A 13,325-nucleotide genomic window follows, 5' to 3' on the forward strand; every position below is an offset into this window, starting at 1 on the left:
TAAAGCTATTTATGAATGCCGCTTCGCCGTTCCCCAGCAATCAGCATGGTCTGGCTAAAGTGGAGCGGTAATATGCGGAGAATTCTAGAAAATTACTTCACTATGTGGGGTGGCATGTCAAAAGATAATATATGCGAACTATTTCAGGGAAGAGATAAATTAATTTGTCAGTCATTATTCTCTTGGGTAAATGATGGTTCTCATTCAATACATGATGACTTATATATTAATCATGGAGAAAGAACAAATGAGGTTTACTTACGTATATTCAAAGATATATTCACAAAATCAAAGCAAATTGGACATTATGAACTCATGATAGGAATAACTGAAGTTTCACCAAATTTAATAGACGAACAAGCATGATATAGATAATATTTTTGGTAGCTTTAAAATAGGCTACCACCTATCTTTCCATTTCATACTAAGACCATGAAAACACCAAGTACGGTTACATTTACTTTCTGGTACAAATGACATAATTCATTAAGATCAACTATTTCCCCCGCACCACAGCAGAAAATATTTAAATCACAAATCAGGAATAAACCCTTCTTCCCGCAGAGCCTTAATCACCCCACGAATCAGATATGAGTTAGAAAACTTCGCCGTATAGGAACGGGCTCCCTCTTCTACTGGCTGAAGCAGTCCCCGATCAATCAACTTACCAAGTTGATAAGTCACTTGAGCCGGTTTCAGCTCAGGTAAAGCGGTACGGAGATCACCCGCTTTTATCGTCCCTAGCTCGACAGCGCGTTTCAGAACTTTAGATTCCAACGGGTTTATTAGCCCCCTTTCAGATGAAAAGTCGATCGCCGGATACAGTATTTTTGTACTCAAAAAAGCATGGTTTGTCAGTTGATCGACTTTCTTCAACTCAGATGAAATTCCCGAAAGTACATATAAACACCATTCTTCTAAGCCCTGCTCAGTTCCTTTATCCGCTAACGACAGCATGGCGTAATAACGCTCGCGATCGTTACAAAATACCGCTGTCGGATTAAGAACCCGGCCACCTGCCTGCACATTAAAACCATACTTGATCAATAACGCATAGGTCAGCAGTCTGACCGTTCTGCCATTACCGTTGCCAAAGGGGTGTATCCAGCCGAAGCGGTGATGCACCAGCGCAATTTTCATCAGATCATATTTTGGTTTATCGGCACGGTTAATAAAGGCTGTCAGTTCTGACATATAGTCAGGAACATGGATATGATCCGGCGGTAAATGGTCAGACTGAGCGATGCTGACGTTATGCTGCCGATAGGCACCGGGCGTTTTATCACCTTCCTGTTGCAATCCGACAACCGCCAGACTATGTAGCTCGCGGATAAAATATTCCGTTATCTCATCACCATTATTTAGATGCTCGTCGATGAATTCCATCGCAGCTTCAATATTATTGATTTCTTTGAGCTGATCCGTTGAACTCTGTGTTCCTTCAACTTTGCTTTCAACATAGTCGGCAAGCGTCGTGTGGTTTCCCTCAATCCTCGCAGAGCCCAGACTCTCCAGCATGTGGAAAACGGCTTTCAACTGCGCAAACAGAATAGGGTGAACATCCGTTTCCAACCTCAGATGCCGAAGGATCTCCAGTTCCGTCAGCGCATCGACCAAAGGGGAGTCAAAACTGGGGTTCAGGAGCGAGAGTTCAAAGTGATTAAATTGAGCCATGATATGTAGTTATCTCAAATGGAGCATGACGACATCTCAAAATAATAGCAAAAATACTAATATAATCCATAAATTATAAATCAGACTTTTTATGATTATCTCAAAAATCACGAATCCGACATATCAAGTTCTACGTTTGAAAGATGTTCAATGCAGAGAGGAACAGGCCATTGCCAGCATGAGAGATGAAACCGCGTTTTTAGCGCTGTTAACCGCTAAAACACCGATTCATCGTGACAACCATCACAAAAACAAAGCGATTTTTTATGGGGGCTTTCATGGGGCGGTGTTTACGATAAATATCAATAAAATAGATAATTAACAGCAAGTTAATCGTGAGTATGATCCCGACTCCACCACCTTTCCTTTTTTATGCCTCCTTATCAATCCCTATGTTGTTACGATTCAATAAGTTGGCGTAAAAATCTTTTCCGATGCATTTTGATTTATCCCTTCGTATCGGGGAATTTTTGGGTCAGATTGCGGGTCATTCAGTTCGACAACTGGAGTGAGCCTCATATGTTAACTGACGGCAAAGTCCGATCCGCGAAACCTCTCGCAAAATCTTACAAGCTCACTGACTCGCAAGGCCTGTACCTCACGGTATCTACCCGCGGCGCTAAGCTATGGTATTTCCGCTATCGTTTCGGCGGTAAAGAAAACCGTCTGGCCTTTGGTCCCTATCCTCAAACCACGCTGGCAGGGGCCCGCGAAAAGCGCGATGCGGCTCGGAAGCTGCTGGCGTCCGGTATCTGCCCTTCTCTGTTTCGCAAGGCGCATAACACCGCCGTTATCAGACAGATCCACAGAAAACACTGGCTCTCGAACTGCTGTTCACTAGCATCAAACACGTCATCGTGAATCATCAGCACATCCCGCTGGAAACGAAGCGCCGCCATGTTTTTCGGGTTTATACGTTTGAGGAGTTGAAGGAGTTGGATTGGAATCTTGGCTAATTGCTGAACAATCATGCAAAGTATATACTCATAGTATGCATAAATGAGGAGTACTATCATGAAACACCGCGTCAGCGTTACCGTAGACAAAGACAATTATCAGATTCTGAGTGCCGCCGGAGTCAATATTTCTGGTCTGGTGAATGATGTCATTGGCAAAGAAGCCCGTCGCATCAAGGCAGAAGAGTGGAAGAAGGAAAACCGCGAAGGGATGGAAGAAGTCGCCCAATTTATCGCCCAGAATGGCGCCTTTGCGGATGAAAACAGGAACTGGTGATCATGCAATTCATTGTTTATCAATACAAACGCGCCAGTCACTACAAAATGGTTATCGATGTGCAAAGCGACATTGTCGAGACACAAAAGCGGCGTACGGTCATCCCGCTTATCGAATCGCATCATCTGTCTGAGAAAGTGAATAAAACATTGTTCCCTCAACTTCGCATCAATGGCGAGAATTACCGACTGATGACCACTGAACTATCCAGCGTTCCTGTTGAAGTCATGGGTGAAGTGATTGCGGATCTCGGCGACTGTGCGGATGAGATCAAGGATGCTATTCATCTTATGTTTTGGGGATTTGAGAGGTGCTCAGAGTTTTCGAATTGAGTATTACACATAGCGATCTCGGCAGATGAACTTTTGAAATACTTCAAAAATTGAATGGTGTAGTTTAATCCTAGCCATTTATCCAGTTGTCTCTTGCCGAGATACGCGCCTAGGTGACCACAGGTCGTACGCTGGCGCTGGATTGCCGACGAGTTCTTTTTACGCAGGCGCATTATTATGACGGATAGAGCACACGGCTCGATTCTATTCAGTCAAACCTTACCAATAGCAACCTTCTTAGATGAACATATTCCATATGTAGCAAAGTCTTTAAAAGTGAATAGTTCGATTTACCGGCATGCTTACAGCGGCCACAGTCGCAGATCCGTGCTGGAACATAAGTTTTATTAATGATAAGGTGTTCAACGAATGTCGGATCCGCACCTTGTTCATAGTGAATAATTTTAGCCGTAAATGCCTGGTAATCCAGGTTAATCAGAGGAGCGCGGTGACGATGTGGTTGCCGTCATGGGACACTTGAAGCAGGTGCGGAATGCAGTACCGCAGCGGCTACAGTTAGATAATGGCTGCGATTTATTTCCCAATTGATGGAGCAAGCGATGGGCGAATAAAACGATGTGGCGATGGACTCTCGCGTCCCGGAAAGCCAATGGCTCAAGTTTTGATCGAGTCATTTAATCGTCGCTTTCGTGAAGAATATCTAAACATTCACTAACGTCAGAAATACAACCAGCAACAACGCCACTCGACCTTAACCGACCAGAATCAGATAATTTTTCCTAAGTCTGCAAAAAGGCCGGATCGCTGATTTAGCTTGGCTTCGATTTTAGAACAAGGTCAAATCATGAAAGAAAATGCACAACAGACTGTGGTAGAAGTGCTGATCCAACATTTGGAAAACGTTGGGGTAGACGTTGCCTTCGGTGTTTCCGGTGCTTTCATCGCTCCGGCATGGAAAGCACTCTTCGAGTCATCCATCAATACCATCCATTGCCGACATGAAGCGGGCGCTGCTTTTTGCGCCTCAGAATACAGTCTATATAAAGATAAACCGGCTGCGGTATTTTCCACCGCAGGCCCTGGCATCACCAACGCGTTAACGGCACTGCGCGCAGCAAAGCTAGATGGCTCTAAAGTGGTATTTATTGCGCCAATAACAACGTCAAAAAATAATGGGTTGTGGGGATTGCAACAAACCACAGCACAGGATGTAAGCGCCTTGGCAGGCGATGGCATCACAGGATTCTTCGATCGTATTGTTTGTATCGATGAAGAAGAAAAGATATATGAAGCGATTGAGTCCATCTCTCATCTGAAAACATCGCGTGGTCAGGTATTAGGTATATTTATTCTTCCCAGCATTCAGAAAAAAAACTTTTTTCAAGATGCGGTAAAAATAAATAAACAAAAAATTCACCCCTCGAAAAATGCAGAAGAGAGTTATCTGGAAAAACAACAGTATAAAATAGCTGAAGTGCTTGCTACGGGAGATGCTATTATCTGGAATGGTTTTGGCAGCCACCATTGCTCGGAAATATTAACCCGACTGGCGACTGAAACATATACGCCAGTAATGTCAACGCCACGCGGAAAAGGAATATTCCCTGAAAAACACCCATTATATATAGGCGCTACGGGGTTAGGTTCCGATGAACAGAAATTACAATCTATCGTAAATGATCCCGCATTGAAAGCAGTCATTATTTTGGGAACCCGATTAGGGGAGTCCAGTTCGCATTATCTGCAAAACAAAATAAAAGATATTGATGTGTATTATATCAGTCTGGAAAATATCGATATCAGAAAGAACCTTCCTGCTTCAACCGTCGTCATCAATGCTGAGTTGTCCCAATTCTTACATGGCGTATATGATAAAATAAAAAAATTACCCATTGCGCATCAGTCCAATATTATTGAAAACACAAGAACGATTGAACGACAGACCACAGAGGAAATCAAGAATGGCGTCATCCATCCAGAGGATGTTATGGCGATAATCCAAAAGGTTGCCATTGATGAATATGATTGCCTGGTGGCTGCAGATGCCGGAAACTCACATGTATGGACAAATAGGTATTTGCAGTTTCAAAAACCCAATCGTTATCGGGTAAATTCAGCGTTGGGGACCATGGGACATTATGCCTGCGGGATTGTAGGACTGGCAATGTCAGGCAAAGTCACCGTCGGCGTCATAGGCGATGGTTCTATGCTGATGAATAACGAAATCAGTACGGCAGTTCGTCATCAAGCACCGGCTATTTGGCTGGTATTGAATGATGGCACTTACAACATGTGTCGGCAAGGTTTGAACTCGATAGGTTATCCGCAACTCGATTGCGCGATTCCTCAGGTAGATTTCGCTTTGTTCGCTCAGGCATTAGGCGCTAACGGCATCAGAGTAACACACTCATCCGAACTGGAAACCGCGTTACATTCGGCTATTATGCAAGGTGTTCCTACGGTGATCGATGTGCTGATTGATAGAGAAGCGCCGCCGCCGGTGTTTGGGCGGAACAAAACCGTCAAATCTCTTTAATTGTTCCAGGAGAATTCATCGAGCCACTGAAATGCACGATACGCTGGTTGGTTCAATGGATTTCTGCGCGATCCAACGGTTGTGTTATCAACGTGGTGGTGCGGATGGCGGCGATTTGCGTAGAGGAACCGCTGACGCCCGTTCAGTAGCTACGGCAAGCCCGCAGGCGAACGAGGCGTCTTTCGACATCGCGTTCGCCTGTCGGATGCGCGGCGTCAGTCAGTCTGATGATAAGTCAACGACAAATCGGTATAACAATCGTTTTAAGCTTTTCTGCAATACCTGCCGGAAAAGACATGCACTGATTCAATTAAATGATTGTTTATTTCCTCTTCTGACATATGAAAATTTTTCGTTATTAACGAGTTTAATAAATAGGTGCCCCAACATAACGAAATGAACGTTTCAGCGGCAACCGTAACGTTGTTTCCGGTAAATTCTGGATGAACCTCAAGACATTGACTCAGCGTTTTGATGCATTTCCCCGGCCCCGCCTGCCAAAAAAAATCCGCCAGTTCAGGGAAACAATGCTTCTCAGTAATGATGATATTAAATAAAGCTCTTGACTCATCCTGTAAAAAAGTATCAATCAGTTTTCTACCAAAGCCAACCAATAATAAAGAAAGTTCTTCCTCAAACTTTAAACTATCATTCAATTGCTTCTCAAGCATTTCAATTTTTTTTGAAATAACCGCGCTAAATAAAGCATCTTTAGTGGGATACAATGTATATAGCGTAGTCTTTGATGCTCCAGCACGTTTAGCTATGTCGATCACTTTAGCCTTACTGAATCCTGACTCCAGAAAAACCTGCGTAGCAATATCAAGGATAAATTCAACCCGGATGGGAAGCTCGCTTGATTTTGGACGACCTCTGATACTTAGTTTATTTTTCATAATAGTCAATTCTAATGCCATGTAATTTCAGAGAGAGTAATTCAGTTGAAATGATAATAAATGTACTTTCCTGCATTTTACTTAACTTCACAATTGGATTGCAATCTCTCTGCTGATCACCCATTTACCAAAAACAAACACCACATTAACACTTTCCTTGCGGTAAACATACATTGATCCAGATCGATACCACAAATAACTTTATTATTGATCGGTCAAATTGACAACAGCGGAGCAGGAGCATACCATAATTAAAATGATACCCACTGGTACTTATAATAGTGATTAATATCCATTAATAAAATATTTAATAAGGTACTTATCTTTCTTTCCGCTCCAACTAAAAATCCATCTGATAATAAACATTAAAAACCAAAACTGGAGATTTAATTATGAAAAAAGAAAATCTTAACGTTGCAGTCCTCGGACATAGCGGTATGGGCGGTATGGCGCTGGTTAATGAACTATTGAACAGAGGACATACGGTAACCGGTATTTCCATTGATGCCGATAAAGTTCAGGACAGAGACGGTTTAACCAATATTACGTTAGATATTCTCAATACAACCGCGCTTGAAAAAGTCCTGATCGGTCATGATGTTGTGGTTTCCACCTTTTCGGGTGGCCACACAGTCGATCTCCGGGTCTATTATCTTCAGGTGGAAGGTACCCGTTCAATGATTAAAGCGGTACGGAATACCGAAGTACCTTATTTCATTTATGTTGGCGGGGCTGCAAGCCTATTTGTTAAACCAGGGTTACAAATGTTTGATGACCCGCGTTTTCCGAAATGGTATTTCGGCGTTGAACCGCCCAATCATCTTCGCTGGCTTGGCGATGTTACTGGCGAAAGCTTTTTCTATGATGCCGCGGAAAGGAAGGAAAAAGGTCTGGTTAAAGAGGGAGACAGTGATCCACTGCTTGAGGAGTGTATCAAAGACTGGAAACAAGTACCTTTGCTTGAAGGATGCCGCCTCGCGCTGGAGCTTTTCACCGATCGCACGGATTTTAAATGGAGTTTTCTGTCGCCACCGTGGATGTACCGTCCTGGCAAAGGGACAGGAAACTACGAACTTGGCATTGACTTCATGATTTTCCACCAGGGCATCCCTTCAGGGATTGATTTGCCTGATTTGGCCCTGGCTGTTGCTGATGAAGTTGAAAACCAGCGTCTGATCCACAAACACTGGACTGTAGCGGGCGATCAGGAGTAATGAATAAGACAATACAGAAAATGGATACAGGAAACGGACTTCATTTTCAGGCGGCTGAATGCTTGCTCCGTTCAGTTAAGTAACAACATAGCGAGTTCAGAGACTATTTTTCCCGCATTACACGGACTGTTATTATCAAAAATCAACTCAGGCGTAATAATTGACATTGAAATGGATGATATCAGAAACATGAATACCGCATCTTCATTACGCCCCCGAATGATATTATTTGACATAGCCTGCCGGATAAACGGCAGGCAAGCTGACTTGAACGGACTTATTATATCTTTCAGTACAATATTAAAGCGCTCCCGGTCAGAGGCCGCCTCATTCAATAATAAAGAAGGAAACTCAGGGATTTCCGAGCAAATAGAAACCACACATTGTATAAAATCAACAAAAATGTCTTTCTGCTCCCTGGATGATGTCGGTATATCGCTGAGTTTCTGAATATGTATTTTCTGCTTTCTGGCTAAAAAACTCAGCATTTCATTCCATAATCCTGATTTAGATCCATACAACCTTGCAATTAAGGCCATATCAACGCCGGCATCGGCGGCAATCTTACGTAAAGTGGTTGAATCATATCCGTATCGGGAAAAGTGATGCAATGCGGCTGGTAAGATCGTCTCCCGGCCTGACCGGACGGCAAGCGGCCTTCTGCCCCGTTTTTTAGTCTCAGTAATTTCTTTGTTTTTCATATCAATACAAATTCTTATGGTTTCATTCAGCGCTGGTTTTGCCGACACTGAATTGTATGTAGTTCATCATCCCACTTCTCTTATGGGCACAAGCAGATGACTATCGTAGTCGTGACCAAAATGAATAACGTGCACTCCGACATTTCTGCTTTCAGGAGTCGGGACCTGCTGTTCTCCGATAAAATCAGGCACCTCTTTACGTCCTCCCAAGGTACGCATTCTGACCTTCTCTCCTGGGGTGATGGTTTCACTTGCTGCCGGAAGAGTGATCTCCGCCACGCCAAACCCCATGTCAATATCAGTGGGTATAGGCTGATATGCTGCAATAGTCAGCACCAGTTGTTCACCAGCATGATAACGCATCGCGACCGGCCAGATGCCAATTTCAACCGGTACGATTTCGCCTGCTTTAAGCTTTTCCTCGTGTGTATGCAGCAGGTAGGGTTCAGAGTCTGTTGAGCGTTGCGTATCCATAGCCCGGTGAGAAACACGCAAAAGCCCAGAGGCGATAACCGGACCGCTCATGCCCTCCCCCAGAACCCGGATAAAGGGATTGCCGTTACTGTCCCGCTTCTCCACGCCGATCGCCAACTCCATATCATCCGATCCACGCGCCTCCACCCACAAGCGAAGCTTCATGTACCCGATAACATCGGTATCATGCGGGAAAACATAATGAAATTCAGTTTTCCCCTCTCTGTCGACGCCATACGCCACACTGGTTCCAGCACGTTCAGCGCGGTCTGACAACCGGTTGCCGGTATTCAGCCAGAGTGGTACGGCCTGCATACCCGCTGGCGGCCACGACTGTTCCTTCTGGTCCACAACATCGGCATTTTCTTTATCTAAAATACAAATTCTCACCTTGGGTGTTTTTTCCCAGCCATTATCTTCACCTTGCAGATAATGATTAAAAAACTGTAACAGTTCCTGCGTATATTTGGGGGTATAAAAGTCCAGCCATTCGTGAGTGTTATTTACCCGCAGCCATTTCTCTTCCGATAAAATTTCCCGAAAACCGGCAAATGATCCATGCGTATGAGCATGGTTGGTATAGCTTGCAATCACATAAGCAGGGATCGCAATACGTTCCAGACGGGCCTTTTTATCTTCCCAGTATTCATTCATTAACTGATGTTCGATAATCATGCGAGGCTGATCCTCAACCATATTTTCTCCGGCGAGATTTCGGATAATCACCTCTGGGAAAGCAGGCGCCGGGATCCCTCCTCGGTTGCCGGTTTCACGAAAATGATCGACGAAACCTTCCCACGGGGCAATTGCGGCAAGATGGGGCGGCTGCTCGGCAGCGATGAACCATTGCGATACGGCCAGCCAGGAATTCCCGGCCATACCGACTTTACCCGAACACCATTTCTGTGATGCCGCCCACTCGATAAAATCATATCCGTCTTCAGCAAGCTGACGTCCCCAGTAGTTTATATTGCCTGCGGATTTATATGCGCCTCGTGGATCCGGGTTGAGGACGATGTACCCTTCGTTGCACCAAAATGCAGGATCGGGGCCTTCAAATTTTTGCAGTTCAGAAACCCACGCCAGCGGAACGCCCGAACGCCCCCGAATATCATCCAGCCACTGCCCGCCGATTTCTTTTCCGTAGGGACTCCAGGCAGTCAGCGCTGGGTGTTGTTGACCAGCATATTGCCCGTCTGTCGCCGGGCGGAAAACATCGGTATACATTGTCGTGCCATCGCGCAGTGTTACGGCGACATCCCGTTCAAAAATGATATCGCAGGGAAGAGGACGCGCACCCTCGCGACGAACCGAGCCCGCTTTTAACAACGTCGTTTTCGGTTGGAAACCAGGATAACGCGCTCTGGGAGCGTTGATGGGTAACGCTTTACGAAAAGGCACCAGGCAGGAGTCATTGCCGTAAATTCGCATAATTAACCGAGCCATGTTTGTTTTGTCTCCATTCAGCAGTATGGGGCGTACCAACATGTTAGCTCTTTAAATCATCATGTGATGATTTATTTTACAAAAATTTCGTTTGATCAATAATCCACTGTTTTTTCCAATGCGTTGATTGTGCTAATGCTGGGTAAAATCGCGTAACGCGGCTGTCATTGCATCACGATATATTAGCTGCCGCGAAAATACGTTGCCCAATATCATGTCCGGCTTTAAGGCAAGCTTCCGGCGTTGCTAATTCCGGCATCAGCAGCACTTCAGAGGTCAGCACCGGCGCGCCGCAATAGTCGAAAATTCCGTGGACTATCTGTGCATTATACGCGTCCGCATAACCGTGTTTTTCGAATGTTCTTTGGCTGGCGCCGCCCAGCGCAATAAGATGCACCGGCAAATGGCCCAGTTTCTTTACCACGTCTCCATCAGCAGTGTCTTCATAGGCCCAGCCGTTTGAAAAAACGCGATCGATCCACCCCTTCAGTAACCCCGGCATTGACCACCAATAAATCGGAAACACCAGAATAAGCGCATCCGCGTTGTCGATACGCGACTGCTGCGCCACGACATCAGGCGGCGTTGTGCCTGTTTGCTGAAAAGCAGCCACATCCGATGCAGAAAAAGCGGGATTAAAGCCTTCCTGCGTAAGATCCGCTATTTCAACGGTATTTTCTGAATTTGATTCAGCTATCCCTTGCGCAATGGCGGCCGCGACACTATGAGTCAGTGAGAGATGAAGGGGATGAGAAACGACAATTAATGCATGCATTGCGGGGACTCCCTATTGCTATGAAACCATGCCAGCGTTAGTCTTATATACTGAAAGTAACTTACCAATAGTAGGTTACCTTTAGTATATAATCAGGTCAACAGGAAATACCGGCCATGTCTAACTCACATGCAAGACAGCGTTTATCCAGAGAAGAGCGTTATGTACAACTGATAGAAACCGCATGGCGGATTATCCGGGAGGAAGGCACGGAAGCGCTCACATTAGGCCAACTGGCGGAGCGGGCAGGCGTGACGAAACCCGTGGTGTACGATCATTTCACCAATCGTTCCGGGCTTTTCGCCGCACTTTATAAAGAATTTGATTATCGTCAGACGGCGCAGATGGATGAAATTATCCGTAATACAGAGCCGGTACTTGAGCAACTGGCCTCGGTCATAGCGACATCATACATTGATTGCGTACTGCTCCAGGGGCGTGAAATGCCCAACGTTATGGCGGCGCTTACCGGAACTCCTGAACTTGAACAAATCAGGCAAGATTACACCACCACTTTTACGGAGAAATGTCGCCAACTGTTTGCTCCGTTTTGCGGCGGTCAACCACTGCATGATGCGGCGCTGCGGGCAATGCTCGGTTCCGCCGAAGGGTTATCTTATGCGACGGTTCAAGGGGTCATTACGGAACAGCAGGCAAAGGATGAACTGTTCCATGTGATCCTCTCGATGGTAGAAAGGAATCGTATAGAGTAACCCCAGAACGAAGTTATCGTGACTGCCCTTACGCCCTGTCAGATAGGGGCGACATCAGCCGCCCCAGGTGATGGTTATTTCAACGTAATATCAACCATGGGAGGAATATAACCGTAGTCATACGCTTCAAGCACAAAGGTCTGTAAACCTTTCAGCTTGATTTTAACCGTCGGCGCTTCCGTGCCGCCGATGCGGTAGCTATCTTCGCCCGTGGGGACGGAATCGATGAAAGAAGTCACCAGACCATTAGGCATGACGTAGTGCGAGTAAGTCTGGTAAGGCTGAGAAGGCGGGTTGCCCAGCACCAGACCAGAGCCGTTCAGCGGCTCATATGGCCCGAACAGATTATCACTCACAAAACCGTATACCCCATCAGGCCCGGTCAGTCCGTCGCCATAAGTAAATTTATGGCTGATGGTGAACAAATAATATTTCCCGTCCTGGAAAACAAAATGCGGGCGCTCAGTCTGATCGTTAACACCGACTGCCGTCACCAGCGGCGGCAGCAATTCCCAATCGTCACCATCCTCATCACGGCACATGGCAATACCGATGCAACCAGTCTGGAAGTGTGCGTTTCCGACATCCTCATAGCCCGGAGGTACATCACCTAATTCATCCGGGCCGACGACATGCGAACCACGCACACCGGCAACATTGCCTTCAAACAGCATATACAGCTGACCGCTTTTCGGATCGTGGAACGGGCAAGGATCGCGGAAGGCCCAGTACGGGTTCTGGCTTTCGGTCTGGTAAATTTTTCCGTCCGCCTCGAACAGTCGCTTGACCTTCTTGAATCCCACCATTTCCACGCCATTTTCCGTGGCTACCACACGTCCGCGCACTTTCACAATGGTCGAACCCGGCGTTACCGCCGTGTAGTAAAGATCAATTTCACCATGATTGTTCAATAGGATCGGCGTTCCCGCCCATTCACGCGTTGTGGGAGAATCACCTTCCTCCATTACGCGTCCGCCCATGATCCAATCTTTACCGGTGCGGGAGAACCAGAAGTACATTTTTGCCCGTCCATGACGATCATTCCAGTCACGGGTAATGTCATAATTGCCCTCTTCGTCCAGATACTCAGGATTGGTTGGGCTGCGCTCGGCGGTAAGCGTGAAAATGACGGACCAGCCATTGACTGATACGATATTACCGTCCATATCGCGTAAGGGCATGGTATCCCAGATAAACACCTCATCGCTCATGACCGGAAAATCTCCACAAACCAGCGGCTGAGTGGTGGTTGGGTCATATTCGTTAACCTTCAACGCATCAGCGCGTGACCAAATAGTCGGTTTATGTGGTTGAGCAGATTTCAAGACGTTTTTTTTACCTTTACTGATAGTATTCATAATATTTCTCTC

14 protein-coding genes and 2 pseudogenes are annotated in these 13,325 nt (G+C 45.8%); 10 read left to right on the forward strand and 6 right to left on the reverse strand.

Annotated elements, in window-relative coordinates:
* The first annotated feature begins 72 nt into the window (after positions 1 to 72).
* Positions 73 to 366 carry an AAA family ATPase gene (locus NC856_RS14685; protein ID WP_264091191.1) on the forward strand — a complete coding sequence of 98 codons (294 nt, stop codon included), beginning with the start codon at positions 73 to 75 and terminating at the stop codon, positions 364 to 366.
* 165 nt (positions 367 to 531) lie between these two features.
* Here the strand turns inward: NC856_RS14685 and NC856_RS14690 are convergent, their stop codons facing one another.
* Positions 532 to 1,674, reverse strand: coding sequence for a Fic family protein (locus tag NC856_RS14690; RefSeq protein ID WP_264091192.1), 1,143 nt, complete (start codon positions 1,672 to 1,674; stop codon positions 532 to 534).
* Between the two features lie 91 nt (positions 1,675 to 1,765).
* Between NC856_RS14690 and NC856_RS14695 the strand changes: the two genes are divergently transcribed.
* The 7 genes and pseudogenes from NC856_RS14695 (at position 1,766) to NC856_RS14720 (ending at position 5,736) form a co-directional block, all read left to right on the forward strand.
* On the forward strand, positions 1,766 to 1,996 hold the full coding sequence (locus NC856_RS14695; protein ID WP_264091194.1) for a hypothetical protein: 231 nt from the start codon (positions 1,766 to 1,768) through the stop codon (positions 1,994 to 1,996).
* Between the two features lie 197 nt (positions 1,997 to 2,193).
* A pseudogene (locus NC856_RS14700) lies at positions 2,194 to 2,466 on the forward strand (Arm DNA-binding domain-containing protein); the annotation flags it as partial.
* An 8-nt stretch (positions 2,467 to 2,474) separates the two neighbouring features.
* Positions 2,475 to 2,630, forward strand: a pseudogene (locus tag NC856_RS14705) (MobC family replication-relaxation protein); the annotation flags it as partial.
* Positions 2,631 to 2,688: 58 nt separating this feature from the next.
* Positions 2,689 to 2,907, forward strand: a complete 219-nt coding sequence (gene ccdA, locus NC856_RS14710; protein WP_264091195.1) for a type II toxin-antitoxin system antitoxin CcdA — start codon at positions 2,689 to 2,691, stop codon at positions 2,905 to 2,907.
* Positions 2,908 to 2,909: 2 nt separating this feature from the next.
* The gene (gene ccdB / locus NC856_RS14715; RefSeq protein WP_264091196.1) at positions 2,910 to 3,239 is read left to right on the forward strand and encodes a type II toxin-antitoxin system toxin CcdB; all 330 of its coding nucleotides are present in this window, start codon (positions 2,910 to 2,912) and stop codon (positions 3,237 to 3,239) included.
* A 523-nt stretch (positions 3,240 to 3,762) separates the two neighbouring features.
* Positions 3,763 to 3,915 carry an integrase core domain-containing protein gene (locus tag NC856_RS17860; protein WP_404802336.1) on the forward strand — a complete coding sequence of 51 codons (153 nt, stop codon included), beginning with the start codon at positions 3,763 to 3,765 and terminating at the stop codon, positions 3,913 to 3,915.
* 129 nt (positions 3,916 to 4,044) lie between these two features.
* Positions 4,045 to 5,736 carry a thiamine pyrophosphate-binding protein gene (locus NC856_RS14720; RefSeq protein WP_264091197.1) on the forward strand — a complete coding sequence of 564 codons (1,692 nt, stop codon included), beginning with the start codon at positions 4,045 to 4,047 and terminating at the stop codon, positions 5,734 to 5,736.
* A gap of 263 nt (positions 5,737 to 5,999) precedes the next feature.
* Here NC856_RS14720 and NC856_RS14725 read toward each other — a convergent pair whose 3' ends face one another.
* Positions 6,000 to 6,653 carry a TetR/AcrR family transcriptional regulator gene (locus NC856_RS14725; protein ID WP_264091198.1) on the reverse strand — a complete coding sequence of 218 codons (654 nt, stop codon included), beginning with the start codon at positions 6,651 to 6,653 and terminating at the stop codon, positions 6,000 to 6,002.
* 371 nt (positions 6,654 to 7,024) lie between these two features.
* On the opposite strand from NC856_RS14725, the gene NC856_RS14730 reads away from it, so the two are divergent.
* Entirely contained in the window at positions 7,025 to 7,846 is an 822-nt protein-coding gene (locus tag NC856_RS14730; RefSeq protein WP_264091199.1) for an NAD(P)-dependent oxidoreductase, read from the forward strand.
* 71 nt (positions 7,847 to 7,917) lie between these two features.
* On the opposite strand, the gene NC856_RS14735 is transcribed toward NC856_RS14730, so the two are convergent.
* The 3 genes from NC856_RS14735 to NC856_RS14745 form a co-directional block, all read right to left on the reverse strand.
* Positions 7,918 to 8,547, reverse strand: coding sequence for a TetR/AcrR family transcriptional regulator (locus tag NC856_RS14735; protein ID WP_264091200.1), 630 nt, complete (start codon positions 8,545 to 8,547; stop codon positions 7,918 to 7,920).
* A 66-nt stretch (positions 8,548 to 8,613) separates the two neighbouring features.
* The gene (locus NC856_RS14740) at positions 8,614 to 10,509 is read right to left on the reverse strand and encodes a CocE/NonD family hydrolase (RefSeq protein WP_264091201.1); all 1,896 of its coding nucleotides are present in this window, start codon (positions 10,507 to 10,509) and stop codon (positions 8,614 to 8,616) included.
* A 130-nt stretch (positions 10,510 to 10,639) separates the two neighbouring features.
* Positions 10,640 to 11,242, reverse strand: coding sequence for an NAD(P)H-dependent oxidoreductase (locus NC856_RS14745; protein WP_264091202.1), 603 nt, complete (start codon positions 11,240 to 11,242; stop codon positions 10,640 to 10,642).
* A gap of 116 nt (positions 11,243 to 11,358) precedes the next feature.
* On the opposite strand from NC856_RS14745, the gene NC856_RS14750 reads away from it, so the two are divergent.
* Positions 11,359 to 11,955, forward strand: a complete 597-nt coding sequence (locus tag NC856_RS14750; RefSeq protein ID WP_264091203.1) for a TetR/AcrR family transcriptional regulator — start codon at positions 11,359 to 11,361, stop codon at positions 11,953 to 11,955.
* A gap of 74 nt (positions 11,956 to 12,029) precedes the next feature.
* On the opposite strand, the gene NC856_RS14755 is transcribed toward NC856_RS14750, so the two are convergent.
* Positions 12,030 to 13,313 (reverse strand): glycoside hydrolase family 68 protein, encoded by a 1,284-nt coding sequence (locus NC856_RS14755; RefSeq protein ID WP_264091204.1) that lies wholly within the window; start codon positions 13,311 to 13,313, stop codon positions 12,030 to 12,032.
* Positions 13,314 to 13,325: the final 12 nt, after the last annotated feature.

It is taken from the genome of Brenneria izbisi, from assembly GCF_025840185.1.
Classification (GTDB): Bacteria; Pseudomonadota; Gammaproteobacteria; order Enterobacterales; family Enterobacteriaceae; genus Brenneria; species Brenneria izbisi.